Origin of the sequence: Pseudomonas sp. PDM09, assembly GCF_014852305.1 — a bacterium.
Taxonomy (GTDB): Bacteria; Pseudomonadota; Gammaproteobacteria; order Pseudomonadales; family Pseudomonadaceae; genus Aquipseudomonas.
The window spans coordinates 102,196-128,432 of sequence record NZ_JACVBI010000011.1 but is presented as its reverse complement, the minus strand read 5'-3'; the positions used below and the strand labels follow the sequence as shown (position 1 = coordinate 128,432).

At 60.6% G+C, this 26,237-nt stretch carries 20 protein-coding genes and 1 pseudogene; 3 read left to right on the top strand and 18 right to left on the bottom strand.

Annotated features, from left to right (window positions below):
- The first annotated feature begins 107 nt into the window (after positions 1–107).
- Positions 108–1,055 carry a DnaJ C-terminal domain-containing protein gene (locus tag IB250_RS24300; protein WP_192345910.1) on the top strand — a complete coding sequence of 316 codons (948 nt, stop codon included), beginning with the start codon at positions 108–110 and terminating at the stop codon, positions 1,053–1,055.
- A 24-nt stretch (positions 1,056–1,079) separates the two neighbouring features.
- The gene (locus IB250_RS24295; RefSeq protein WP_192345908.1) at positions 1,080–1,385 is read left to right on the top strand and encodes a chaperone modulator CbpM; all 306 of its coding nucleotides are present in this window, start codon (positions 1,080–1,082) and stop codon (positions 1,383–1,385) included.
- A 135-nt stretch (positions 1,386–1,520) separates the two neighbouring features.
- Here IB250_RS24295 and IB250_RS24290 read toward each other — a convergent pair whose 3' ends face one another.
- On the bottom strand, positions 1,521–2,648 hold the full coding sequence (locus tag IB250_RS24290) for a sensor histidine kinase (protein WP_192345906.1): 1,128 nt from the start codon (positions 2,646–2,648) through the stop codon (positions 1,521–1,523).
- Positions 2,649–2,890: 242 nt separating this feature from the next.
- Between IB250_RS24290 and IB250_RS24285 the strand changes: the two genes are divergently transcribed.
- Complete coding sequence (locus IB250_RS24285; protein ID WP_192345904.1) at positions 2,891–8,149, top strand: dermonecrotic toxin domain-containing protein; 5,259 nt, start codon at positions 2,891–2,893, stop codon at positions 8,147–8,149.
- Positions 8,150–8,217: 68 nt separating this feature from the next.
- Here IB250_RS24285 and ureC read toward each other — a convergent pair whose 3' ends face one another.
- From ureC to IB250_RS24200, 17 genes and pseudogenes are all read right to left on the bottom strand, one after another.
- Positions 8,218–9,918 carry an urease subunit alpha gene (gene ureC / locus IB250_RS24280; protein WP_192345902.1) on the bottom strand — a complete coding sequence of 567 codons (1,701 nt, stop codon included), beginning with the start codon at positions 9,916–9,918 and terminating at the stop codon, positions 8,218–8,220.
- A 131-nt stretch (positions 9,919–10,049) separates the two neighbouring features.
- Positions 10,050–10,358: an urease subunit beta gene (locus IB250_RS24275; RefSeq protein ID WP_008011171.1), complete on the bottom strand. Its 309-nt coding sequence runs from the start codon at positions 10,356–10,358 to the stop codon at positions 10,050–10,052.
- Positions 10,358–10,891: a GNAT family N-acetyltransferase gene (locus IB250_RS24270; RefSeq protein ID WP_007907362.1), complete on the bottom strand. Its 534-nt coding sequence runs from the start codon at positions 10,889–10,891 to the stop codon at positions 10,358–10,360. Before IB250_RS24270 ends, IB250_RS24275 begins: the two co-directional genes overlap by 1 nt.
- A gap of 5 nt (positions 10,892–10,896) precedes the next feature.
- Positions 10,897–11,430: a GNAT family N-acetyltransferase gene (locus IB250_RS24265; RefSeq protein ID WP_192345900.1), complete on the bottom strand. Its 534-nt coding sequence runs from the start codon at positions 11,428–11,430 to the stop codon at positions 10,897–10,899.
- A 9-nt stretch (positions 11,431–11,439) separates the two neighbouring features.
- Positions 11,440–11,742 (bottom strand): urease subunit gamma, encoded by a 303-nt coding sequence (gene ureA, locus IB250_RS24260; protein ID WP_007907366.1) that lies wholly within the window; start codon positions 11,740–11,742, stop codon positions 11,440–11,442.
- Positions 11,743–11,900: 158 nt separating this feature from the next.
- Positions 11,901–12,740: an urease accessory protein UreD gene (locus IB250_RS24255; RefSeq protein ID WP_192345898.1), complete on the bottom strand. Its 840-nt coding sequence runs from the start codon at positions 12,738–12,740 to the stop codon at positions 11,901–11,903.
- A 30-nt stretch (positions 12,741–12,770) separates the two neighbouring features.
- The gene (gene urtE / locus IB250_RS24250; RefSeq protein ID WP_007907370.1) at positions 12,771–13,469 is read right to left on the bottom strand and encodes an urea ABC transporter ATP-binding subunit UrtE; all 699 of its coding nucleotides are present in this window, start codon (positions 13,467–13,469) and stop codon (positions 12,771–12,773) included.
- A gap of 168 nt (positions 13,470–13,637) precedes the next feature.
- On the bottom strand, positions 13,638–14,507 hold the full coding sequence (urtD, locus tag IB250_RS24245) for an urea ABC transporter ATP-binding protein UrtD (protein ID WP_192345896.1): 870 nt from the start codon (positions 14,505–14,507) through the stop codon (positions 13,638–13,640).
- Positions 14,504–15,583 carry an urea ABC transporter permease subunit UrtC gene (gene urtC / locus IB250_RS24240; protein ID WP_192345894.1) on the bottom strand — a complete coding sequence of 360 codons (1,080 nt, stop codon included), beginning with the start codon at positions 15,581–15,583 and terminating at the stop codon, positions 14,504–14,506. The genes urtD and urtC overlap by 4 nt, the downstream gene beginning before the upstream one ends.
- A complete protein-coding gene (urtB, locus tag IB250_RS24235; RefSeq protein WP_192345892.1) occupies positions 15,583–17,085 on the bottom strand; it encodes an urea ABC transporter permease subunit UrtB in 1,503 nt (500 codons plus the stop codon). Before urtB ends, urtC begins: the two co-directional genes overlap by 1 nt.
- A gap of 140 nt (positions 17,086–17,225) precedes the next feature.
- Entirely contained in the window at positions 17,226–18,491 is a 1,266-nt protein-coding gene (gene urtA / locus IB250_RS24230) for an urea ABC transporter substrate-binding protein (protein WP_007907378.1), read from the bottom strand.
- Positions 18,492–18,806: 315 nt separating this feature from the next.
- A pseudogene (locus tag IB250_RS24225) lies at positions 18,807–19,055 on the bottom strand (DUF6124 family protein); the annotation flags it as partial.
- Positions 19,056–19,507: 452 nt separating this feature from the next.
- Positions 19,508–20,518: a FecCD family ABC transporter permease gene (locus IB250_RS24220; RefSeq protein WP_192345890.1), complete on the bottom strand. Its 1,011-nt coding sequence runs from the start codon at positions 20,516–20,518 to the stop codon at positions 19,508–19,510.
- The gene (locus tag IB250_RS24215) at positions 20,515–21,462 is read right to left on the bottom strand and encodes an ABC transporter substrate-binding protein (protein WP_192345888.1); all 948 of its coding nucleotides are present in this window, start codon (positions 21,460–21,462) and stop codon (positions 20,515–20,517) included. Before IB250_RS24215 ends, IB250_RS24220 begins: the two co-directional genes overlap by 4 nt.
- Entirely contained in the window at positions 21,459–22,247 is a 789-nt protein-coding gene (locus tag IB250_RS24210) for an ABC transporter ATP-binding protein (protein WP_192345886.1), read from the bottom strand. The genes IB250_RS24215 and IB250_RS24210 overlap by 4 nt, the downstream gene beginning before the upstream one ends.
- Before the next feature lie 237 nt (positions 22,248–22,484).
- Positions 22,485–23,864 carry a PepSY-associated TM helix domain-containing protein gene (locus tag IB250_RS24205; RefSeq protein WP_192345884.1) on the bottom strand — a complete coding sequence of 460 codons (1,380 nt, stop codon included), beginning with the start codon at positions 23,862–23,864 and terminating at the stop codon, positions 22,485–22,487.
- 196 nt (positions 23,865–24,060) lie between these two features.
- On the bottom strand, positions 24,061–26,178 hold the full coding sequence (locus tag IB250_RS24200) for a TonB-dependent copper receptor (RefSeq protein WP_192345882.1): 2,118 nt from the start codon (positions 26,176–26,178) through the stop codon (positions 24,061–24,063).
- Positions 26,179–26,237 lie beyond the last annotated feature (59 nt).

Below are 26,237 nucleotides of genomic sequence, written 5' to 3'. Positions count from 1 at the left end.
TGATGCGCTGCCCGGTCACAACCTTGAGATCGGTCAATCCAAACGCTGCAAACAAGAGCATGCTGTGCCTGGCTGCGCGATTTCGATAATGGATGGTGATTCCCTCGATGGACTTCAAAGACTATTACAAGATTCTCGGTGTGGAGCCGACCGCGGACGATAAGGCGATCAAGGCCGCCTATCGAAAGCTGGCGCGCAAATACCACCCCGACGTCAGCAAGGAAAAGGACGCCGAGGCCAAATTCAAGGACGCTTCGGAAGCCTATGAAGCGCTGAAAAGCGCCGACAAGCGCGCCGAATACGACGACTTGCGCAAATACGGCCACCACGGTCAGCCCTTTCAGGGCCCACCGGGTTGGCAGAGCCGCGGTGGTTTCGGGGGTGGTGGTCAGGACACGGGCGATTTCTCAGACTTTTTCAGTTCGATCTTCGGCAACCGTGGTCCGGGTTTCGGTGGTGGTGGACGGTCGGGCCATAGCGCCGGACGTCGAGGGCAAGACGTGGAAATGGAATTACCGGTTTTTCTGGAAGAAACCCTCTCGACCGAATCGAAGAAAGTCAGCTTCCAGGTGCCGCATTACAACGCTGCCGGCCAGCATGTCAGCAACACCAGTAAAAGCCTGAACGTGAAGATCCCCGCTGGCGTGACCGACGGTGAGCGCATCCGCCTCAAGGGCCAAGGCGCTCCGGGCATCGGTGGCGGAGCCAATGGCGACTTGTACCTGACCATCCGTTTTGCGCCGCACCCCAAATTCGACGTCGAAGGCGAGAACCTGATCATCACCTTGCCGCTGGCTCCGTGGGAGCTGGCGCTGGGGACCGAAGTCGCGGTGCCGACCCTGACCGGCAAGATCAACCTCAAGGTTCCGGCCGGTAGCCAGAATGGCCAGCGCATGCGCGCCAAGGGCCACGGCCTGCTGCACAAGGCCGGCCACCGTGGCTACCTGTTCGTGCAGCTCAAGGCAGTGATGCCGAAAAAACTCGACCATGACGTCAAAGAATTGTGGGAGGAGCTGGCGAAAAAAGCCGCTTTCAATCCGCGAGAGAACTTTTGATTTTGAGATAAGGAGTAGCCAATCATGAGCGACCCCGTGATCGTTCTATTGGACCTGGCAGAATTCTGCGAGGCGACCGAACTGTCGGACGTGCATGTGATCGAGATCGTCGAACACGGCATCCTCGAACCTCAGGGAGCACAGCCCAAGGATTGGCGTTTCACCGATTATGAGCTGGTGCTGGCCAAGCGCGCTGCCAAGCTGCGGCGCGACCTGGAGCTGGAATGGGAAGGTGTCGCCCTGGCGCTGGATCTGCTGGAAGAAGTCCAGCAACTGCGGGCCGAGAACCGCATGCTCAAGCAGCGGTTGGGGCGGTTGCTGGTCGAGTAATCGTTCTGGTGTTTTTGTGTTGTCTGTCAGGTCGCCTTCGCGAGCAAGCCCGCTCCCACAGGGGATTTGCGGCGTACACAAATCAAATGTGGGAGCGGGCTTGCTCGCGAAGAATGATAACGCGGTCTACCGCCGTCAGACCTTCCTGGGCAACACCACGGTAAACATCGTGCCATCGGCCTCATTGGAGCTGACGTCGATCGTCCCTTGATGGGCCTTGACCACTTCCTTGACGATGAACAGTCCCAGACCAAGGCTGGTGGTCGGCCCGTTGAGCGCTTCGTTGGCACTGCGTACCAGCGGATCGAAAATAGTGGGGAGCGCCTCGGGTGGAATCGGCGCACCGTCGTTGTGCACGGTGAGCCGAACGCTGTCCGCTTCGCCCCTGAGGGTCAGCTTGACCGCGTTGTTGCTCGAGCCGTGTTGCAAGGCATTGCCAATCAGGTTCTGCAGCATCTGATTGAGCTTTCGGCCATCCCACACACCTTGGGTATCGCCTTCGACGCTCAATGTCGGATCGCATTGCGGATGAGCAGCGCAGGCCTGGGCAATCGCTTCACGCGCCGTATCGGCCAGATCCATGGGCGCCGGTTCGATCGGCAGGCTCTTGCCCAGGCGACTGCGGACCAGCTCCAGCAAATCGCCAATCATCACCGCCATGTGGCGGGTGCCACGCTTGATGTGGAGTGCGCAGGTCAATGCGTCGCCCTCAAGGTTGGTTTTACGCATCAGGATTTCGGTGGACATGCTCACCGCTTGCAGCGGTGCGCGCAGGTCATGGCCAAGAATTGCCAGAAAAATGTCCCGGGAGTGATTGACCTGCTCGGCATAGGCCGCCGTAGATTCGGCCAGGGCTTCGTCGATGGCCTCGTTGAAACGGATCATGTCCTGGAAATAGGCGATGTCGGGGGAGTCCAGGCTGTTGACCCACAAGCGGATCACGCAGGCGCGCAGATGACGGAACTCGCTGGTCATCTGTACCAGGTCAAACCCCACGGTATGCCGCAGCTCTCCATGGCTGGCGCCGGCTTCGTCCAGGCTCGGGGTCTTTTCCGGGCCTTCGCCACGGGCTTTGGCCAGCTGTTCGCTGGCGCTCTGGGGCTTGGTCATGTCCCGCGCAGCCGCCAGCAGGATCGACCTTGAATGGTCGCGCAGTGCGGTGCGGTCCATGGATTCGGCGGCAGGGGTGATGGTTTTGGCGAATTGCTCCCATTCATCGACGATGCGGTCAACGTGTAACACGATGAATTCGGAAAGGCGCATGGCGGTTACCTGAGTGCGAGACAGCGAGTCGCATAGTAGCGCTTTTGACTGCGAAAAGAAGACCGCTCACCGGTTGGCATAGGCCCGCGGCTGCGTGGTGGTATCTGTGTATTTTCGGCCACATGATTTTCGAAGGGTCCAGTGCCTTTTCAAGGGGGGCCTTACCCGATATTTGGTCTTTTGTTTTGGCCGAGGGTGAATAAAGCTGTTGATTCCCGACCTGACAGCAAGGTGATTGAACAGTGGCTGATTTGCATGGAAGCAATTCGCTGGAATCTGAAGCATCTCAAATCGAAAACAACGGCAAGCATTACAGTCGCGTACTCGGTGTTATCCCGGACTCGATCAGGCGTGCATCGGCGCCAAGGTTGAAAGCCCTGACGGAACTGGATCCACAGACTCCCGATTGGTATGGCGAGGCGCGAGCCATTGACCGCCAACAGCTTAAAGCATTGATTGAACGGCGCTGGCGCCTGCAGGCCGTGCTGGACAAGACGCTGGCTGATTTGCAACAGGAGATAAAGGCATTCGCCGAGCCTCTGCTCGGTTCGTTATTAAAAGAAAACTTTAATGTGGTCGAAAACGTTGATGATTGGGTCGTGCAACTTGAAGTGCCGAGCAAGATTATCTTCGGCATCGATACCGGCGCCAGTCGCGTCCGCTCATCTACCTTGTTGGAGGCGGCCTTACATAATTTCGAAACGTCAGAAACCGAGGAAGATGCATGGCGCAGCAGCTCGGGTATCTATCGCAAGGATGCCCGTGGCGTTTTTGCGCGGGTCCCGCAGATCACGTTGCCAAGGTTTGCGTCGTTATGCCGAAGTCTGAATATTGGTGAGCAATACCAGCAACACATCAAATCCATCCTGTTGCCCGCAACACCCATGGCGCAGCGAACCCTGCAGCAAGATTCAGTCGCCAGCGAGAAGGCAGCCTTTCAGGTGGCGGCGCTGGTTGCCCGGTTGAAGGGCGATATCAGCGATCATGCCTACGCCAAACTGTGCGATGTCTGTGAAAGCCGTGCGGGTGTCACCTTGTACGACCGCCCGTTGCACGCTCATCGTTTATCGCTGATGGGTTTCAGGTTGACCGGCATCGTGTTGTTCAGCGCGGTCAGCGAACCGTCGCAGATCAAACGCGCCATCGACGCCCTGACCCCCGTCACCTTGAAGTTCTGGCTGGACTGGTCGCAGCGCATTCCAGTATTGCCAGGGCGAGAATACGAGCAATACAAACTGTTGCAGGCGTTCTTTGCCAATGGTGCGCAGGGTGTGGACGATGAACTGTTGCGCAGAGAAGATATTTACCGGCAGAGCCGTTTATCCGGTCCGCTGATCGCTTATGTGCCAGAGGATCCGCAACAGCCGTTGAAGGAATACCCATCGCTGGCCGCGTTCATGACAACCCTGCTCGGTCAGTTGCGAAACACCGGGTACCAGACCTTTTTCAGCCGATTTGTGGCACACAAAGATAAAGGGCACTTTTTTGCCCGGGTCAACGAACGCCTCACGACCTTTACCTGGCAGCAGCGCGAACCTCTCGACATGGGCCCGTGGTGGCGCGAAACGGCGATCGAGAATCCCAACGCAGAACCGTTCACCAATCTCATTACCGGTGAGTTGTGGCAGACACTGTTTCTCGAACGCCGCGACAAGGCCATTGCCGATGCGCGATGCATCGCCGTGCCGACCGACGACGAAGACGCCACCGCCCGCTTCAAACGCTTGACCAGCTATCTGTCGGTTGGCTGGAACCTCTTCAATTTCACCGCGATGCTGGTGCCCGGTCTTGGCGAAGCGATGCTGGGAATCATGGTCGCGCAGATGCTCGCGGAACTGGCCGAGGGCATCGAAGACTGGAGTAAGGGTGATAAGGCGCAGGCCTCGGCGTACATCAACGGCGTGTTGATCAACTTTGCGCAGTTGGCGCTCATGGGCGCCGGGCACGTTTTGCCCAGCGGCAGGCTGGCCCCGATCAACATCTCGCCATTTGTCGAAGATCTCAAACCGGTGGAGGTGGCCGGCAAGGAGCGGTTGTGGAACCCGGACCTGAAACCCTATGAACAAGCGATGGTCTTGCCGGTGGATGCACCGGTCAGCGAAGAGGGCCTGTTGCGGTATCAAGAACAGGACCTGCTGCGGCTCGACGACAAATGCTATGCGCTGATGCAGGATCCGGAGACCGGGCAGCATCGCCTCCAGCATCCGAGCCGGCCCGATGCTTATCAGCCGCTGCTGGAGCACAACGGCGCCGGCAGCTGGAAGACCGAACTCGATCAACCGCTTGAATGGGACAAGAGCCGGTTGCTCCGGCGTCTGGGGGCTTCAGTGGATAGGTTCTCCGATGAAACCCTGGAACACATATCGGTCGTCAGCGGCGTGCATGAGGATAGGCTGCGCTGGCTCCACGTGGAGCACGAAACGCCGCCCGCCTCATTACGCGACACGCTTAAGCGCTTTAACGTGTATGCCGATGCCGAGGATTGCGCAGGACGAATTCTCGGCAATCGGATCGATGACGAATGGGCTGAGCTTGTACCGCGGTTCATGACTGAGGTGCGGGGCTGGCCCGAGGGCAAGGCCATCGAGGTTTTCGACGCAGCGAATCTGTCAGGCTCGTCGATCAAGGAGGGTTTTGCCAGTGCGTTACCGGTGCATACATTGCGCATGAGCCGACAAGAGCTTGTCGCCGGAATGTTACCTGAGCGGGTTGTCGAGTTCCTTGATGAGCATGAGCTTCGTGAACTCCTTGGCGAATGGCTGGGCGGTGACCGCCAGGCGCGTATCAAGGCCACCCGAGAGCTGCTTGGCGGGCAGGCACGACAATCGCAAAAACGACTTTTCGATTACCTGTATTCGCGTCGCGAACGCTCGGACAATCTGTTGGTGCGACGGCTCAAAAGCGACTATCCGGATCTGTCGATCAGCATGGCCGAGGATCTGTTGCGTCATGCCGATCCCGCGGACTTGCAACATTTGAACGAGAAACAACGCACGCCCCTGAACCTGGCGCAACAGGCCCGACACGCGGAGCAGCAAATACGCTTGGCTCGCGCTTATGAAGGGCTATACCTCAAAGAACTGTACAGCACCGACACGACCCGGCTGGCCTTGCACTCGCTTGAGACCCTGCCAGGCTGGCCGAGTGATCTGCGGCTGGAAATTCGCGAATACTCGGCTCAAGGCCGGTTGTTCGACAGTATCGGCCCGGTGGACGCACCGATGCGCAAGCTGTTGATTCTCGGGGAAGACGGCCAATACCAGGCACGGGATGCGCTCGATCAGCACCTGCATGGTGACGACACACTGTATGCCGCGGTGCTGCACGCGTTACCCGATACCCAGCGCACGACCCTGGGCTTTGATATCCATGAGGCGCAACGGCTGGAAAACAGGATCCAGGCACATCCGCTGGCGCGCGACCGATTTGAGCCTGTATTGCTGGAAAACCCTGTTCTCAAGCCTTTTTATGATCCGTCCATCATGCGTCTTCGTGGCGGTATGCAACGTTACGCGCAGCAGGCACCGCACGGTTTGGGCTTGCGTCGTCGAGCCTGTTCGCTATATCCGGGGTTCACACAAGAGCAGGTCGAGACCTTGCTGGCGGGGTTCACTCAAAATGGCGGCTCGGCGCATGAGCGGCTTACAGCGCTGGAGGTTGAGTTCAATCAGTTGAACCGGGAGCTGCAACGCTGGCTGAAATCGCCTACCGCCTCGTTTCGATTCAGCTCGGCGGGCCTGGCGGAGGGGCGGTCGCGAAACCTGCTCTATAAAGCGATCAGGCAATGCTGGCGCCGAGCCGGGCCACCGGGACCCGAGGCAGCGGGTGTGGTTCTGCCCCAGGCATTGCTGCTGGACAACATTCCAATGATGGGTCGCCACCTGGCGACCCTGCCGAAGCTGGAAGCCAACTTTGACCATGTCACCATGCTGAGCCTGAGCAATGGCGAGCTCACTGCGCAGGCTGAGCCTTTTTTGGAGGCGTTCCATCGGGTCAGGCAGCTCAACCTGCAAGGCAATCGGCTGACCACCCTTCCGCAGGCGGTCAGTGACATGAGCCATCTCACCGATCTGTACCTCAGTGACAACCGCATCGAACTGGATGTGCTGGCAGTCGCACGTCTGAAGAGGTTGACCCGCCTGAGGTCTTTAGACTTAAGCGGCAACCCGTTGAAGCTCAGCCCTGACGTCAGTCGGATGCCAGGCCTGCAGACACTGTTGCTAAGCGAGACGGGCCTGGACAGTTGGCCCGTAGGTCTGTTTTCCCAGCCGCGCCCCCACAATATTCATCTGGATTTGCGCTATAACCCGATCACTCGGGTACCGGATGTCGCTCCCGGCTCATTTCGCGCCGAATTGTTGGCGCGCACATTGATCAGTCAAGAGCCGCGCTGGATCTCGCCGGACAATCTGAACACCCTCAGGTTATACATCGAGTCGGTCGGCCTGGACCCCGAGCGTCTATATCCGCCCCGAGGCACGCTGGACAGTTTGGAGTGGTCCCAGGGGCTGACGGAGTCGCAATGGCTGGCCGGGCAGAAAGTCTGGTACGACGTTGAGGATGAATTCGACTCGCTACCGTTCTTCAATGAAATCCGCAGGCTCACCCAGTCCGCCGACTTCACGGCCGGCGGCGCCTATCGGGTGGACTTGACCGCCAAGGTCTGGCGGATGCTCGAGGCCATGGCACAGAACAGCGAACTGCGGGTCAGGTTGTTCGCCGAAGCCGCTGCGCCCACCGAATGCGTGGACGGTGGGACGCAACTGTTCAACGCCATGGGGGTGCAGGTGTTGATCCATGAGGCCTATGCCCTGGGGCGTCTGGACCTGATCGAACCACAATTGCTGGAACTGGCGCTGGGCAAGTCTCGCCTCGATGAGATCGGCGCCATCGCCCGTCACCGAGTCGCCACGCGGGTGGCGGCAGGCGAGCAGTTCCGACGGGTTGACGAACATGGCAATGTCACCGGCACGATCGATGAAGTGGAAGTCCACTTGGCCTACATGACCGACCTGGCCGAGCGTCTGTCTCTGCCATGGCAGGCCCGGGGCATGCAGTTCCGCAAGATCGCCGGGGTGACCCGGCAGATGATCGACGCGGCGTTCGAGCGGATCGTGGCGCTGGAGGAAGGTGATCTGCTGCCGGATCGGCTGCTTGAGCAACCTGTCTGGAAAACCTGGCTGGAGACTTCGTACCCTGATGAACTGAATGGCTTGAAACGACGGATTGACGCCATCACCGAGTTACAGGACGCGTTGCTACGTCGGGCCGAGGCGGTTGTCCCGAAGGCGAAGTCTGCCCTGGATGTGCAGGTCAACCAGTTGTGTCGCGAGTTGGGCAACGACGAAAACGACTTCGCCGAGGGTCAGCTCATGAGTGACGATGACTACACCCAGGCGCTGGAGGACATCGATCAGCAAATCAGGCAACGGTTGAGAATACTGACCCGGCAAGCGATGGATCGGGCCCGCTTAGCGCTGCTTGGGGTTGCACACCGTTAGCAATGCGGGCAAAACCAAAGGCCTCGACCCAGATGTTCGAGGCCTTTGCTTGTGACGTATCCAGCGACTCAAAACAGGAAGTAGCGCTGAGCCATCGGAAGGGTTTCTGCCGGTTCACACCACAGCAACACCCCATCGGCCTTGACCTGATAGGTCTGCGGATCGACATCGATGTTTGGCAGGTAATCGTTGTGAATCAGATCGGTTTTCTGCACGTCACGGCAACCTTTGACCACCGCGATTTTCTTTTTCAGGCCCAACGCTTCGGGCAAACCGGCCTCCTGCGCCGCCTGGCTGATAAACGTCAGGCTGGTGGCGTGCAGCGAGCCACCGTAGCTGGCGAACATCGGGCGGTAGTGCACCGGCTGCGGCGTCGGGATCGAAGCGTTGGCGTCACCCATCAGGCTGGCCGCAATGGCTCCGCCCTTGAGGATCAGCGTCGGTTTGACTCCGAAAAACGCCGGACGCCAGAGCACCAGATCCGCCCATTTACCCACTTCCACCGAGCCCACTTCATGGCTGATGCCGTGGGTGATCGCCGGGTTGATGGTGTATTTGGCGATGTAGCGTTTGGCGCGGAAGTTGTCGTTGCCTTCGCCATCACCGGGCAGCGGGCCGCGCTGCTTTTTCATTTTGTCGGCGGTCTGCCAGGTGCGCGTGATGACTTCACCGACCCGGCCCATGGCCTGGCTGTCGGAGCTGATCATCGAGAAGGCGCCGAGGTCGTGAAGGATGTCTTCGGCGGCGATGGTTTCGCGGCGAATGCGGCTCTCGGCGAAGGCCACGTCTTCGGCAATGCTCGGGTCCAGGTGATGACAGACCATCAGCATGTCGAGGTGTTCGTCGATGGTGTTGCGGGTGAACGGCCGGGTCGGGTTGGTCGAGCTCGGCAATACGTTGGCAAAACCGCAGGCCTTGATGATGTCCGGGGCATGGCCGCCGCCGGCACCTTCGGTGTGGTAGGTATGGATGGTGCGGCCCTTGAAGGCGGCGAGGGTGGTTTCGACGAAGCCCGACTCGTTGAGGGTGTCGGTGTGGATCGCCACTTGAACGTCGTACTGGTCGGCCACGTTCAGGCAGTTGTCGATGCTCGCCGGGGTGGTGCCCCAGTCTTCGTGCAGCTTGAGGCCGATGGCGCCGGCCTTGACCTGTTCGATCAGCGGTTCCGGCAGGCTGGCGTTGCCCTTGCCGGTGAAGCCGATGTTCATCGGGAAGGCATCGGCGGCCTGAAGCATGCGCGCCAGATGCCACGGCCCGGAGGTACACGTAGTGGCATTGGTGCCGGTGGCCGGGCCAGTGCCGCCGCCGATCATGGTGGTGACGCCGCTCATCAATGCTTCTTCGATCTGCTGCGGGCAGATGAAGTGGATATGCGTGTCGATGCCGCCGGCGGTGAGGATCATGCCTTCACCGGCAATGACTTCGGTGCTGGCGCCGACCGCGATGGTGACGTTCGGCTGGATGTCCGGGTTGCCGGCCTTGCCGATGGCGGCGATGCGCCCGTCCTTGAGGCCGACGTCCGCCTTGACGATGCCCCAGTGGTCGATGATCAGGGCGTTGGTGATCAGGGTGTCAACGACCTCTGCGGCCAATAACTGGCTCTGGCCCTGGCCGTCGCGAATGACTTTGCCGCCGCCGAATTTCACTTCTTCGCCGTAGGTGGTGAAGTCCTGTTCCACTTCGATCCACAGCTCGGTGTCGGCCAGACGGACCTTGTCACCGACAGTGGGGCCGAACATGTCGGCGTAGGCCTGACGGGAAATCTTCATTGGTATTCCTTGCACAAATTGATCGTTCCCACGCTCTGCGTGGGAATGCCGCCATGGACGCTCTGCGTCCGCCGTTATGTGACGCGGAGCGTCACGGGATGCATTCCCACGGGGACCGTGGGAACGATCAGTCAGTCGAGATCACCCATGATCCTGCCGGCAAACCCGAACACCCGGCGATGCCCGGCCAGGTCTACCAACTCGACCTCGCGGCTCTGCCCCGGCTCGAAGCGCACGGCGGTGCCGGCGGGGATATTCAGGCGCATGCCGCGGCTGGCGGCGCGGTCGAAGGTCAGGGCGTCGTTGGTTTCGAAGAAGTGATAATGCGAGCCGACCTGGATCGGCCGGTCGCCGCTGTTGGCCACCTTCAGGCTGAGGGTGCGGCGGCCGACGTTGAGTTCGATGTCGCCGGGCTGGATCTGGTATTCACCGGGAATCATCAATGGGCTCCTTGGAGAATCTTGTAATAGAGGGCGGTCGGTTTGTAGCGGCCGTTCGGGTCGCAGGCGTAGTCGGGGATTTCGCCGGCGCGGGTGTAACCCAAAGCCTTGTAGAAGTCTTCGGCGGGGGAGCCGGCTTCGGTGTCGAGGTAGAGCATGCCGCGCTTGTGCTGGCGGGCCGCGAGCTCAACGGCATGCATCATCTGTTGGCCCAGGCCGCGACGACGGGCATGTTCACGCACCAACAGTTTCTGCACTTCGGCGCGATTCAGCCCATTGGCTTTCTGGCACAACGTCAGCTGCACGCTGGCCTGCACCTGTTCGTCCTTGACCACCACCCACAGCAGCACGTTGCCTTTGTTCAGGTTCTCCTGGACTTCATCGAAATAGGCTCGGGCCTGGGTGGCGTCCAGATCCGCCATGAACCCGACGCTGGCGCCATAGCCGACGGCGTCGAGCAGCAAATCAATCAAACCCTGACGATAGTGCGCAAAGCTTTCAACATTGACGCGGCGCAGTTGGGCGGCGTTCATGGGTATCACTCCTTGTGGGGACCGGGTGGCATTGCACCCGGGTCGAGGATCAGTTGCATGAAGGTCAGGTCCAGCCAGCGGCCGAACTTGGTGCCCACCTGCGGCATTTGGCCGGTGACGACAAAACCGGCCCGGTCGTGCAGCCGAATCGAGGCGCCGTTACCGCTTTCGATGGCGGCGACCATCACGTGTTTGTTGCAGCCTTTGGCGCGTTCGATCAGCACTTCCATCAGTTGCGGCCCGAGGCCATTGCCCCGCTGGTCGTTGCGCACGTACACCGAGTGCTCGACCGTGTGGCGGAACCCATCGAACGGGCGCCAGTCACCGAATGAAGCGTAGCCGACTACGCTGTTGTCGCCGTCGACGATAACCAGCACCGGATAGCCCTGGTCTTGCCGGGCGCTGAACCAGGCTTGGCGGTTACCGAGGTCCACGGCCTGTTCGTTCCAGATCGCCGTGGTATTGAGTACGGCGTCGTTGTAGATGTCGCGGATCGCTGGCAGGTCGGCGAGCAGCGCATCGCGGATGTGGTAAGTCATGGCGCGGCCTCAGGCGATCGGTTGGTGAACGGTGACCAGTTTGGTGCCGTCGGGAAACGTCGCTTCGACCTGGATCTCCGGGATCATTTCCGGGATGCCTTCCATCACTTGTTCGCGGCTGAGCAGGGTGGTGCCGAAATGCATCAGCTCGGCCACGGTCTGGCCATCACGCGCGCCTTCGAGCAGGGCTGCGGAAATATAGGCCATGGCCTCCGGGTAATTGAGCTTCACGCCGCGAGCCAAACGCCGCTCAGCCACGAGGCCGGCGGTGAAGATCAGCAGCTTGTCTTTTTCGCGTGGGGTCAGGTCCATCGTTTGGAATCCATCTGGGCAGATAAAAAGGTATTCGGATTTGTGAACGAGTTACCTGTGGGAGCGAGCCTGCTCGCGATGAGGTCATCACATCCAGCGAAGATGTTGACTGTGCGATCGCCATCGCGAGCAGGCTCGCTCCCACATAAAAGCATCATTCAGGTGGCCCATATTCTTGGCTGGACAGCTTCTCGCCCCAGCAACACCGGGCGCAACAACCGCCACAAATCAATCAGCCAGCCACGTGCCAACAGCGCTTCACTGGCTAGGCATCGGGCGACCAACAGCCCCGGCAACTGCGTCAGATCCCCGCGCACGTCATTGGGCAACGAGCGGCACTTCAGCAGCAATTCGCTATCGACTTCACCCGTCACCAGCAACGTCGCAAACACCGGTTGGCCGTCCAGCCCTATCGGCGAATCCAGCAAACCATCATTGCCGACAATGCGCTGGCGTTCGTGCCAGAGCAACTGGCCATCGCGGCGTATATCCAGATGCGCCTGAAAATGTCCGAGATCGAAACGCTCGCCACTGGCCGGGCGTCCCAGCGCCACCACATCCCAGTAGAACAACCGCGCATCGCCCTCAAGGTCGATGCGGGTGCTGAGTTCCGCCTGAGCGTCGCTGAAGATAATCGTCTCTTGCGGCAGCCACTCCAACGTAGCACCGGCGGCCACGCGCAGGTCGAGTTTCTGATAAGCCGGCCCGGCCGCGCGATACCACTTGGCGGCACCGGGGCTGGTGATTTGCGCCCAGGCATGCGTGCCGACGCTGGCCGAGATGTCCAGCCGATCACCCCCGGCAATCCCGCCCGGCGGATGGACGATGATGTGCTGGCACACCTCGGGGCCTTCGGCGTACAGATGCTTCTGCACCCGCAGCGGGCCTTTGTGGCGACGCTGCACCGGGCGCGTGCTGTCGCCGAAACGGGCGTAGCCCAATTCCAGCTCGGCATGCCAGCTGGGGGTGAACAGCGTGATAGGGGCAGGTAAATTCATAATTTCAATTAATCGCCAGGAAGCTGCAGGTTAGATCGTAACCAGTCCACGGACACCCTCGGCTTCCATGTTTTCGCCGCGACCTTGCTGCACGATCTCGCCCCGGGACATGACCAGGTACTGATCGGCCAGTTCGGCGGCGAAATCGTAGAACTGTTCCACCAGCAGAATCGCCATATCACCGCGAGCCGCGAGCTGCTTGATCACCGCGCCGATTTCCTTGATCACCGACGGCTGGATGCCTTCGGTGGGTTCGTCGAGGATCAGCAGCCGTGGACGACTGGCCAGTGCTCTGCCGATCGCCAGTTGCTGTTGCTGACCACCAGACAAGTCACCGCCACGCCGTTGCTTCATTTGCAGCAGCACCGGGAACAGCTCATAGATGAACGCCGGGACTTCCTTGGCTTCGGAGCCGGGAAAGCGCGACAGGCCCATCAGCAGGTTTTCTTCCACGGTCAACCGGCCGAAGATTTCCCGGCCTTGGGGCACGTAGGCGATGCCGGCATGTACCCGTTGGTGCGGCTTGAACGTGGTGATCGGTTTGCCTTCCCAGTTCACCGCGCCTTCTTTGGCCGGCAGCAAACCCATCAGGCATTTGAGCAGGGTGGTTTTGCCCACGCCATTGCGCCCGAGCAGGCAGGTGACTTCGCCGACCTTCACCTCAAACGTCAGGCCCCGCAGGATGTGGCTACCGCCGTAGTACTGGTGCAGCTTGTCGACTTGCAGCATGTTCGAATTCCTCCCCCAGTGATCGTTCCCACGCTCTGCGTGGGAATGCATCCCGTGACGCTCCGCGTCACCCGTGCGCAGGACTTGAGCCCTGCATTGTCAGCGAGACGCGGAGCGTCCCCGGCGGCATTCCCACGCAGAGCGTGGGAACGATCATCTCCACAGCTCTCAGCGACCGAGGTAAACCTCGATCACCCGCTCATTGTCCTGCACCTGCTCCAGCGACCCTTCGGCCAGCACGCTGCCTTGGTGCAACACGGTGACGTGGTCGGCAATCGAGCCGACGAAGCCCATGTCGTGTTCCACCACCATCAGCGAATGCTTGCCCGCCAGGCTCTTGAACAGCTCGGCGGTGAATTCGGTTTCGGCGTCGGTCATGCCCGCCACCGGCTCGTCGAGCAGCAGCAGTTGCGGGTCTTGCATCAGCAACATGCCGATTTCCAGAAACTGCTTCTGACCGTGGGATAACAAACCCGCCGGGCGATTGACCGAGGCAGTCAGGCGGATGGTTTCCAGCACTTCGCTGATGCGATCTTTCTGCTCGCCACTGAGACGAGCCCGCAGGCTGGCCCATACCGACTTGTCGGTCTTCTGCGCCAACTCCAGGTTTTCGAACACGCTCAAGGCCTCGAACACCGTCGGCTTCTGGAATTTGCGACCGATACCAGCCTGGGCAATCTGCACTTCACTCATCTGCGTCAGGTCGAGGGTTTCACCGAACCAGGCTTTGCCGTGAGAGGGCCGGGTCTTGCCGGTAATCACGTCCATCAGCGTGGTCTTGCCCGCGCCGTTGGGGCCGATGATGCAGCGCAATTCGCCGACACCGATGTACAGGTTCAGAGCGTTCAGCGCCTTGAAACCATCGAAGCTGACGCTGATGTCTTCCAGGGTCAGGATGGTGCCGTGGCGGGTATTCAGGCCCGGGCCGACGCGTTGGCCGAGACCGATGGCATCGCGGCTGCTGCCCGCGTCCCTGTTGGGCTCTACGGGGAAAAATGCCGGTTCGAGCATGAATTCAGCCGTCGCAGTGATTCTCATTGTTCACCCCTCTTTTTCAGCAACCCGATCACGCCTTTGGGCAGGTACAACGTCACGACAATGAACAGCGCGCCGAGGAAAAACAGCCAGTACTCGGGAAACGCCACGGTGAACCAGCTCTTCATCCCGTTGACTACACCAGCGCCGAGCAGCGGACCGATCAGCGTGCCGCGACCACCCAGCGCCACCCAAACGGCCGCTTCGATGGAGTTGGTCGGCGACATTTCACTCGGGTTGATAATCCCGACTTGCGGCACATACAGCGCGCCGGCCAAACCACACAACACCGCGCTCAACACCCAGACAAACAGCTTGAAACCACGTGGATCGTAGCCACAAAACATCAAGCGGTTTTCCGCATCCCGCAACGCGGTCAGCACCCGGCCGAACTTGCTTTGCGCCAGACGCCAACCGATGAACAAACTCGCCACCAGCAACAACACCGTGGCAAAAAACAACACCGCACGCGTCCCCGGTTCAGTGATGCCAAACCCGAGAATGGTGCGGAAGTTGGTAAAGCCGTTGTTGCCGCCAAACCCGGTTTCGTTGCGGAAAAACAGCAGCATCCCGGCGAAGGTCAGGGCCTGGGTCATGATCGAGAAATACACGCCTTTGATCCGCGAGCGGAAGGCGAAGAAACCGAACACCAGCGCCAGCAGGCCCGGCGCCAACACCACCAGACACATGGCCCAGAGGAAGCTGCTGGTGCCGCTCCAGTACCACGGCAATTCGGTCCACGACAGGAACGTCATGAACGCCGGCAAGCCATCGCCCGAGGCCTGGCGCATCAGGTACATGCCCATGGCGTAACCGCCGAGGGCGAAGAACAGACCGTGACCCAGCGACAAGAGGCCGGCGTAACCCCAGACCAGATCGAGGGCCAGGGCGACGATGGCGTAGCACAGGATTTTGCCCACCAGAGTTAGCGTATAAGCCGAGACATGAAAGGTGCTGTCCTCCGGTAACAACGACAGCAATGGCAACGCCAGCAGCAGAGCGAGGATTACCGCACCGACAGCAATCGTGACCTTGGGGCCGGCCTTTTGTGTGGCCGTGAGCAGCAGAGGCTGATTCATCAGTCGATCACCCGTCCTTTCAGTGCGAAGAGGCCTTGCGGACGTTTCTGGATGAACAGAATGATCAGCGCGAGGATCAGGATTTTGCCCAGCACCGCACCGATCTGCGGTTCGAGAATCTTGTTGGCTATCCCTAAGCCGAAGGCGGCCAATACGCTACCGGCCAATTGACCGACCCCGCCGAGCACCACCACCAGGAATGAGTCGATGATGTAACTCTGACCGAGGTCCGGGCCGACGTTGCCGATCTGGCTCAACGCCACACCGCCGAGGCCGGCGATGCCCGAGCCGAGGCCGAAAGCGAGCATGTCGACGCGCCCGGTCGGTACGCCGCAGCAGGCTGCCATGTTGCGGTTCTGGGTGACGGCGCGCACGTTGAGGCCCAGCCGCGTCTTGTTCAGCAGCAGCCAGGTCAGCACCACCACAAACAAGGCGAACGCGATGATCACGATGCGGTTGTACGGCAGCACCAGATTCGGCAACACCTGAATCCCGCCCGACAACCACGCCGGGTTGGCCACTTCAACGTTCTGCGCGCCGAACACCAGGCGCACCAACTGAATCAGCATCAGGCTGATGCCCCACGTCGCCAGCAGGGTTTCCAATGGGCGGCCGTAGAGGTGACGAATCACCGTGCGCTCCAGCGCCATACCAATCCCGGCGGTGACGAAAAACGCTACCGGCAAAGCAATCAGCGGGTAGAACTCAATGGCTTGCGGGGCGAAGCGCTGGAACATCAGCTGCACCACGTAAGTCGAGTAGGCGCCGAGCATCAGCATCTCGCCGTGAGCCATGTTGATCACGCCGAGCAGGCCGAAGGTGATCGCCAGTCCCAACGCCGCGAGTAGCAGGATCGAACCGAGGGACATACCACTGAACGCCTGCCCGAGCATCTCGCCGATCAGCAGTTTGCGTTTGACCTGGGCCAGGCTGGTTTCGGCGGCGGTGCGCACATTGGCATCGGCTTCGACGCCGGGTTCAAGCAACCCTTCGAGGCGGGTGCGGGCCAGCGGGTCGCCGGTTTCACCGAGCAGACGCACAGCGGCGAGGCGCACGGCCGGGTCGGTGTCGACCAGTTGCAGGTTGGCCAGCGCCAGGCTCAGGGCGGCGTGGACGGTTTCGTCTTTTTCGCCAGCCAGTTGCTGGTCGAGGAATTTCAACTGTGCCGGCTTGGCGCTTTTCTGCAATTGCTGCGCGGCGGCCAAGCGGATTTTGGCGTCGGCGGCGAGCAACTGGTGGCTGGCCAGCGCGGTATCGATCAGACCGCGCAGGCGATTGTTCAGGCGCAGGGTTTTTGGTTGGCCATCGACCGTCAATTCGCCTTGTTGCAGGGCGTTGATCAGTTCGATACGGGCCGGATCGGGCTGCGCGGCCCAGGTTTCCAAGAGTTTTGCTTGTTGCACGGGATTGGCCGCGACGAAGTCTTCGGCGTCGCCGGCGTGGGTGGCCATCGGCAATAACAGCGCGACGGCGAGGATCAAGCGGTAAAGGGCAGTGGGCATAACGAGTGTCCTGTATTGATCGTTCCCACGCTCCGCGTGGGAATGCAGCCCGGGACGCTCCGCGTCCCAAAGCGGACGCAGAGCGTCCGTTGAGGCATTCCCACGCAGAGCGTGGGAACGATCAGGCTAAGCGGGGTGAATCAGTTACTCTTCACCGCATAGTCCGGCTTCTTGTCGTTACCCTGAATGAACGGGCTCCACGGCTGGGCGCGGATCGGCCCTTCGGTCTGCCACACCACGTTGAACTGACCGTCGGCCTGAATCTCGCCGATCATCACCGGTTTGTGCAGGTGGTGGTTGGTCTTGTCCATGGTCAGGGTGTAACCGGACGGCGCGGCAAAGGTCTGGCCGGCCAGGGCTTCGCGGACTTTGTTGACGTCGGTGGACTTGGCTTTTTCCGCCGCTTGCGCCCACATATGGATACCGACATAGGTGGCCTCCATCGGGTCGTTGGTCACCGCTTTGTCAGCGCCCGGCAGGTTGTGTTTCTTGGCGTAGGCTTTCCAGTCGGCGACGAATTTCTTGTTCTGCGGGTTCTCGACCGACTCGAAGTAGTTCCACGCCGCGAGGTTGCCCACCAGCGGTTTGGTGTCGATGCCGCGCAGTTCTTCTTCGCCCACGGAGAACGCCACAACCGGAACGTCGGTGGCTTTCAGGCCCTGGTTGGCCAGCTCTTTATAGAACGGCACGTTGGAGTCGCCATTGACGGTGGAGATGACGGCGGTCTTGCCACCGGCAGAGAATTTTTTGATGTTGGCGACGATGGTTTGATAGTCGCTATGACCGAACGGGGTGTAGACCTCTTCGATGTCCTTGTCCGCCACACCTTTGGAGTGCAGGAACGAGCGCAGAATCTTGTTGGTGGTGCGCGGGTAAACGTAGTCGGTGCCGAGCAGGAAGTAACGCTTGGCGCTGCCGCCTTCTTCACTCATCAGGTATTCCACCGCCGGAATCGCCTGCTGGTTAGGCGCGGCGCCGGTGTAGAACACGTTCGGCGACATCTCTTCGCCTTCGTATTGCACTGGGTAGAACAGCAGACCGTTGAGCTCTTCGAACACCGGCAATACCGACTTACGCGACACCGACGTCCAGCAACCGAACACTACTGCCACCTTGTCCTGAGTCAGCAACTGCCGGCCCTTCTCGGCGAACAACGGCCAGTTCGATGCTGGGTCAACCACCACCGGTTCAAGCATCTTGCCGTTGACGCCGCCCTTGGCGTTGATTTCGTCGATGGTCATCAACGCCATGTCTTTGAGGGATGTTTCGGAGATCGCCATGGTCCCGGACAACGAATGCAGAATACCGACCTTGATGGTCTCGGCGGCCTGGACCGTCCAGGCCATGCCCATCGCGGCAATGCTTGCCGATAGTGTGAAAGCCTTGATCAAACTGCGACGCTTCATTGTGCGATCTCCATGAACGTTAAAGTTTTTTATGGTTGGCAGATGCGGACGACTGAAGGGTCTTTAGCAAGGGCTGTGCCCGGTCGGGGAAGGGCAAGGAAATGTCGTATTAGAGCGGTTGCGGGGTGTGGGCGACGCACCATGAAGGATCGCGTCTGGCGCGTTGGTGCGAGAAGATGCGCCACATTGGGGCGCAGGGCATTACGGACGCCGCAGATCAAATGTGGGAGCGGGCTTGCTCGCGAAAGCGGTGTGTCAGTCACAGTGATGTTGGATGTGCTGCCGTCTTCGCGAGCAAGCCCGCTCCCACAGGGACTACGCCGGGTCGACGTTATCTAGCGCCCGGTTCACCGCCAGCTCCGCCAGCATGATGACCTGCTGAATCGCCATCGCTGTATGGCGCTGCGGGCCGATCAGGTTGTTGGCGAAATCGCTGGCCAGGACACTCGCCGAGGCCAACGATTCACAAGCGTGGGCCAGCAGGCTTTCGGTGCCGGCATCCGGGGCAACCAGGAACAGGGTGCTGGGGCGGCGAGGTTTTTCGGTGTATTGATTTGGTGGATCGGGGACTAATTTCTTCATTTAAATTCTCTGTCCGTGCTGGGGCCACCATTTGCCGTTTCTCACACGGAAAGTGGTGGCAGCTATGTGCAGGGTGAGAAAACCGGGAACAGAGAACCGGCCGGACCGAAGTCCGCCCGCACACAGCCGCCATAGAGCATTGCAGGCAGCGAATAGCTGGCGGCAATTATGGTGATACTGACGGTAGATTCATACATCTCTGTTGCCGGGTTCTCACACCCGATCGCTGAGTGTTCAGCGACAGCCCAAGACTAGAGGGCCCGCGTCCGACGAACAACCTGAAAAACCCGTGGGAAACTTCCGTGTTTTGACACATCCGTTAAACATTCAAAGGCGCAACGCGGAGCGTCCCTGGCGGCATTCTCACGTCTGACACCAAATTCTCGTCCGACACGGATTACCGTAGGAGCTGTGTACATCTGGTAGAGAAGGGGTTAGCGGCGGCGCATCAGGCCGATGAAGAACAAGCCACCAATGGCGGCGGTGGCGACGCCGATGGGCAGGTCTTCCGGGGCGATCAGGGTGCGGGCGGCGACGTCGACCCAGACGAGGAAGAGGCTGCCAAGCAACACGCACACCGGCAGCAACCGTCGATGCTCGGCCCCAACCAAACGCCGGGCAATGTGCGGCACCATCAGCCCGACGAAGCCGATGGAGCCACTGATCGACACCAACACCCCCGTCATCAACGACGCAATCAAAAACACCCGCAACCGCACGGTGCGAGCATTCAGCCCGAGGGTCACAGCCGTCTGTTCGCCGGCCATCAACGCATTCAACGGCCGGGCCATCCCCAGCAACAACACCAGCCCCAGCAACACGCTGGACGCCGGCACCGCAAGCAATTCCCAACGCGCCAGCCCGAGGCCGCCGAGCATCCAGAACATCACCGCCGAACTGGCGCGATGGTCGCCCAGAAACAACAGCAAATTGGCGATCGCCATCATCACGAACGACACCGCCACGCCGCACAACAGCAGCCGATCACTGTCCAGCCGCCCATGACGGTTGGCGATCATCAGCACGATCAACATGCTCAACAACGCGCCGATAAACGCCGCAATCGGCAAGGTCAGCAAGCCTGCGATCTCACCAACATGCAACACCACGATCACTGCACCGAGGGTGGCGCCGGAGGTGACCCCGAGCAAGTGCGGATCAGCCAATGGATTGCGCGTCACCGCTTGCAGCACCGCGCCAATCAACGCCAGACCAGCGCCCACCAGCGCGCCGAGCAACATGCGCGGCACGCGGATCAGCCAGACGATGTGTTCCTGGCCGGCCGTCCAGTCCGGACCACCGAAACCAAAAATCTTGTGCAGCAATATTCGCCACACCACCTCCACCGGCACTCGCGCCGGGCCGAAACCCAGCGACACCACGCATGACACCAGCAACAGCGCACCGAGGGCGATCAGCAACAAGGCATAGCGACGATCGATCATTCGCCGTGGAAACCCTTGGCCAGGGTTTCGACCGCCAGCACGTTATCGATCCCGGGCGTGGCCTGTACGTACGGAATGACGATGAAGCGCTGGTTCTTGATCGCATCCACCGATTGCAGCGCCTGGTTATTGAGCAGGAATTGCTCCTTCTGCTCCGCGGTAACTTCGCCGTAATCGACGATCACGATCACCTGCGGATTGCGCTCGACCACGTTCTCCCAATTGACACGGGTCCAGCTCGCCTCGACGTCGTCGAGAATGTTGCGCCCGCCCGCTGCATCGATCAGCGCCTGAGGCATGCCGAGTCGCCCGGACGTCATGGCCCGGTCTTCACCGCTGTCGTATAGAAATACCCGAGGCTTGTCGGTCGGCAGATCCTTGCGGATGTCGGCGACTTGCGCCTGCATCTGGGCAATCACGGTATTGGCGCGATCCTGCACGTCGAAGATTTTTCCGAGGTTGCGCAGGTCGTTGTAGGTGTCTTCCAGGCTGGCCGGTGGGCGCTTCATGACGAAGGCGCAGGACTCGGTAAGTTCGTAGACGTTGATGCCCAGCGGTTGCAGGGTTTGCGGCGTGAGATCACCGCCCACGCGCATGCCGTAATCCCAACCGGCGAAGAAGAAGTCGACGTTGGCGTTGAGCAGGGTTTCCACCGACGGGTACTTGGCCGCCAGTTCCGGCAGGCCATCAAGGATGGTCTGCATCTGGGGCGTCACCGACTTCCAGCCGGTCACGCCGCTGTAGCCGGCCATCTGCGGTTTGAGACCGAGGGCGAGCATCATCTGGGTCATGTTGATGTCATGGCTGACCGCGTGTTTCGGCGCTTGCTTGAAGGTCACTTCGCGGTTGCAGCTCTGGACGGTCAGCGGGTATTTCGTGGCTTCGGCGAAGGCTTGGGCACTACCCAGCAATAGAGCAACGCAAAGCAGGGAAGGCAAAGTCATGGTTGGGTTATCCAGGTGATTCGTGGGTAGCCGTGCAAGGGATGGTCGTCGATCAGGGCGTCGACGCCGAACACGTTGTGCAAAAGTTGGGCGGTCAGGACTTCTTTGGGTGGGCCGCTGGCGACGATGCGCCCGTGATTGATCACATACAGTCGATCACAGAAGGCCGCCGCCAGATTGAGGTCATGGATGCTCGCCAGCGTGCCGATCTGCAGGCGTTTGACCAGTTGCAACAGCTCCAGCTGATAGCGTGGGTCGAGGTGATTGGTCGGCTCGTCGAGGATCAGCAATTGCGGTTGCTGGGCCAGGGCGCGGGCGAGGATTACCCGCTGTTTTTCACCACCGGAAAGGGTGGCGAAGGCGTGGTCTTCGAAGCCCTTGAGGCCGACCGATTCCAGGGCCTGGCTCGCGAAGTTTCGATCCTCGAGGGTATCGCCATCAAACAGGCCTTTGTGCGGCGTACGGCCCATGGCAACCACTTCATCCACGGTCAGGCCGAAGGCGTCGGGGAACTCCTGCAACACCACCGCGATGCGTTGCGCGCACCAGCGAGAGGATTGCTTCCAGACGTTGTTGTGGTCGAGTTTGACCTCACCGCTTTCCGGTTTGCTGAAACGATAGGCGCACCGCAACAGGCTGGTCTTGCCGCTGCCATTGGGGCCGATCAACCCGACGAACTCACCAGCAGCCACGTGCAATGATGCATCACGCAGCTGGAACTGGTGATGGCAATGGCCGTGGCCCAGGGGTGTCCAGGCGAGGTTGGTGAGGTTCAGCGAGGTCATTTCATTCCCAACGATCGTTCCCACGCTCCGCGTGGGAAGGCATCAATGGACGCTCTGCGTCCGCTTTTGGGACGCGGAGCGTCCCGGGCTGCATTCCCACGCAGAGCGTGGGAACGATCAAATCACACATACGACACAGGACTGGTAGGAGCGAGGCTTGCCCGCGAAGAGGCCCTATGCTTCAGAGATAATCGCCAGAAGTCTATAGATCCCTCTAAAACACGCATCTCACCTGCTTCATGATGAAGCTGAGGTGGATTCAGTTTGCCGGCTAAAGCGCGACAGCAGCAATCGATCCAACACCCAGACCACTCCCAGCGAAGCCCCCACCAACGGAAACATCACCGCCAGCCCGAACATGATGACTATCGCGGTTTTCCATTTCGGCAGGTCGTGACGCAACGGCGGTACACCGAACTTGCCCTGTGGCCGGCGTTTCCACCAGATGACCACACCGCTGACCGCACTGAGCAAAATCATCAGGCAGATCAGCAGCACGATGATCTGATTGAACGGGCCGAACATCTTGCCTTCGTGCAACATCACGCCGACTTCGGTGGCCCGGGCGACGTTGCTGTAATGCTGCCAGCGCACGTCGGCGAGGACGTCGCCGGTGTACTGGTCGACATGCAAGGTGGCGTCGTTGCGCGGGTCGTCGGCGAACACGGCGATAGTGAATACGCCGGTGGCCGTGGTGGGGAAGGTGATGCTGTAGCCGGGTTCGACCTTGCGCTGCACGGCGATGTTTTGCACGTCTTGCAGGCTGATGGTCGGCGCTGCCGGGCCGGCTTTGGTGCTGGTGTGGGCCATGTGTTCGGCGTGGTCGCCGGACATCGGCATCGGCGTATTTTCCATGGCCCACGGCACGGTCTGGCGCGTGGCGCTGTTGAGGCTGCGGGCCTCGACGTCGGATTTGGGCACGTCATTCCACATGGCTACCGGGAAGCGGTTCCAGAGGTCGGCGTATTGCTTGCCCCAGAACCCGGTCCAGGTCATGCCGCTGAGCAGCATCACCAGCAGCAATGCCGCGCCCCAGAACCCGGTCACCGCGTGCAGATCACGCCAGAGCACTCGGCCGCGACTGTTCAAGCGTGGCCAGAGAATCCCGGCGGACTGGCCGCGCGGCCACCACAAAAATACCCCGGAGACCACCAGCACCACGCCCCAACCGGCGGCCAGCTCTACCAACCGATCACCGACGGTGCCGATCATCAATTCGCCGTGAATCGAGCGCGCAATCGCTTGCAGATTCTTCTTCGCGTCTTGCTCGCCAAGGATGTCGCCGTGGTATGGATCGATGAACACGTTCAGTTCATGACCTTCATTGATCACCACAAATTGCGCACTGCGTTCGGCGTTGGCCGGCGGCAGGTACTGTTTGATCTGGCCCTGTGGATACGCCTCTTTCACCCGTTTGAGCAGGTCGTCTGCGGCGACTGTGTGATGAGCGGCGGGGACGTTCAGCAGGCTGCCGTACATCAACGGATCGAGTTGCGGTTTGAATAGGTAAATGATGCCGGTCAGGGCCAGCATCACCATGAATGGCGCGACGAACAGGCCGGCATAGAAATGCCAGCGCCAGGCCAGGTTGTAGAAATTCGGTTTGGGGTGTTTCATTTGTGTGCTCCGCCAGGCTTGGGTCTTTTAGTTGTTTGGTAATTGATCGCAGACAAGGGTTGAACACCGGACCCCCTGTGGGAGCGGGCTTGCTCGCGAAGACGGCGGCACAGCCGACATTGATGTCGCCTGACACAACGCTTTCGCGAGCAAGCCCGCTCCCACATGGCCGGTGTTGAGCCTGCTCGCGATGCTTTTAGAAGCTCATATCAACCTTGGTCCAGAGCGTGCGCCCCGGTTCGTTGATGGCTTGCGGATCATTGGTCGGGAAGCCGAAACCGGCGTTGCCGGCCAGGTTCAAGTGTTCGGCGTAAGCCTTGTTAAAGAGGTTGTCGACGCCGCTGCTGACCTTCCAGTTCTTGTTGATCCGGTACGCACCGTTGAGCGAGAACACGCCGAACCCAGAGCTCGTGTCGAAGTCTTTGCCGACCACGTTGCCCTTGTTCCGGTCGATGCGGTTCTGCGCGGCAACCACGCGCCACAAGGCGCCGGCGCTCCAGTTGTCTTCGCTGTAGGTCAGGCCGAAACGGGCATCGAGCGGTGGCATCTGCGGCAGGGCGCTGCCATCGCTGCTGTTCTTGCCCCAGGTGTAGGCCAGGGTCGCGTCGGCTTTCCAGTTGGCCGTTAGCTTGTAGGCCGCGCCGAGTTCGCCGCCCATGATGCGCGCGTCGATGTTCTCGGCTTGCGAGGTCATGCCCATCATCCCCGGCGTGTAGTTGAACAGGATGTAATCGCGCACTTGCCCGACGTAACCCGAGGCCCAGGCTTCGAGGTCTTCGGTCTTGTATTGCAGGCCAAAGTCGAGCTGAGTGGTTTTTTCCGGCTTGATCGAGTCGAAGGCATTCACCGAACCGGCGGGGCCGGACTTGGGCGAAAACAGCTCCCAGTAATCCGGGAAACGCTGGGCGTGACCGAGGCCCGCATACAGCGTGGTCGGGCTGTCGGCCAGGTCATGCTCGTAACGGATGAAACCGCTGGGCAGTGTGTCGGCGCGGGTGTCGTCGGCCGTCGGGTTGGGGCGGGCCATCATCCCGGAGCCGATGGTTTGCCGATAATCCTTGGCCGACGCGCGATCCAGTCGTGCCCCAGTGATCAGCCGATCACGGTCGGCGGCGTACCAGGTCAGTTCGCTGAACACACCGTAGTTGTGGAAGTCGGCGTCCTTGTTGCGCGGTACATCCTTGTAGGCGTCGACGCCCATTGCGCTGCGTTGGCGATGTTCGTTGGTCTGCGCATCCAGGCCACTGATCAGTTGCACATCGGCCCAGCGCCAAGTGGCTTTGATCCGCGCGCCGAGGGTTCGACGGTCGACATTGGAGGCCATGGGGCCGGCCATCATCCCGGTGCCGGACGGCGTGCGCAGGGTGTAGTTGTCCATCACGTGGTCGGCGTAGTTGTAGTAGACCTGCGCCTCGACCTTATCCAGCACTTCACCGATGTTTGACTGTTCGAAGCGCAGGCCCAGGCTTTCGCGCAAGAACTGCGAGCCGTCCATGCCGCGGCCGGCGTAACGGGCTTCGCCATCGCCCTTGCCGGCGGTCAGTTCCAGCAGCGTATCGGCGCTCGGGGTCCAGCCGACAGCGACGTCGCCGTTCCACTTGTCATAGCGCGAGGGCACGGTGTCGTTGTTGCCGTCCTTGTAGTCGTCAGAATGCGCGGTATTGCCGATCACGCGCACGTAACCCAGCGGCCCGCCTGCTGCGGCGTCCACCACTTTGTCGAAGCGGCCGTTGGAACCGGCCAGCACGCTGGCGTTCACCCGGGTGCCGAGTTCGCCGAAGCTTTCCGGCTCACGGTCGAACAGGACGGTGCCGGCCGATGCGCCGGGGCCCCAGAGCACGGTTTGCGGGCCTTTGATGACGGTGAGTTTGTCGTAGGTTTCTGGTGAAATGTACGAAGTTGGCGCGTCCATGCGGCCGGGGCAGGCGCCGAGCATCATGCTGCCGTTGGTGAGGATATTCAGTCGCGAGCCGAACATGCCGCGCAGCACCGGATCGCCATTGGTGCCGCCGTTGCGCACCAGCGCGAAGCCGGGGATGGTCTTCAGATAATCGCCACCGTCGCTGGCCGGGACCGGTTGGCGCGGGTCCTTGGGATTGGTGACGATGGTCAGTGGCGAACTTGGCGCGATGGCGGTGATCACCGTCGGGCTCAGTTCTTCGGTGTGGCCGGTGTGTTCATCGGCCAGCACCATCGGTGTCAGCAGCAAGCCGCAAAGAATGGCGGTGGCGTGCCTGAAGCGAACGCGAGATTCGTTCAGGGCAAAAGAAGCCTGGGCAGCGCCCAAACGTGTGTCAGCAGAAAACCTGGACATGACAATTTCCATCGAACAGTCGTAAACGACACGGCCGGCAGCCTGCGGCTGTCTTCTAA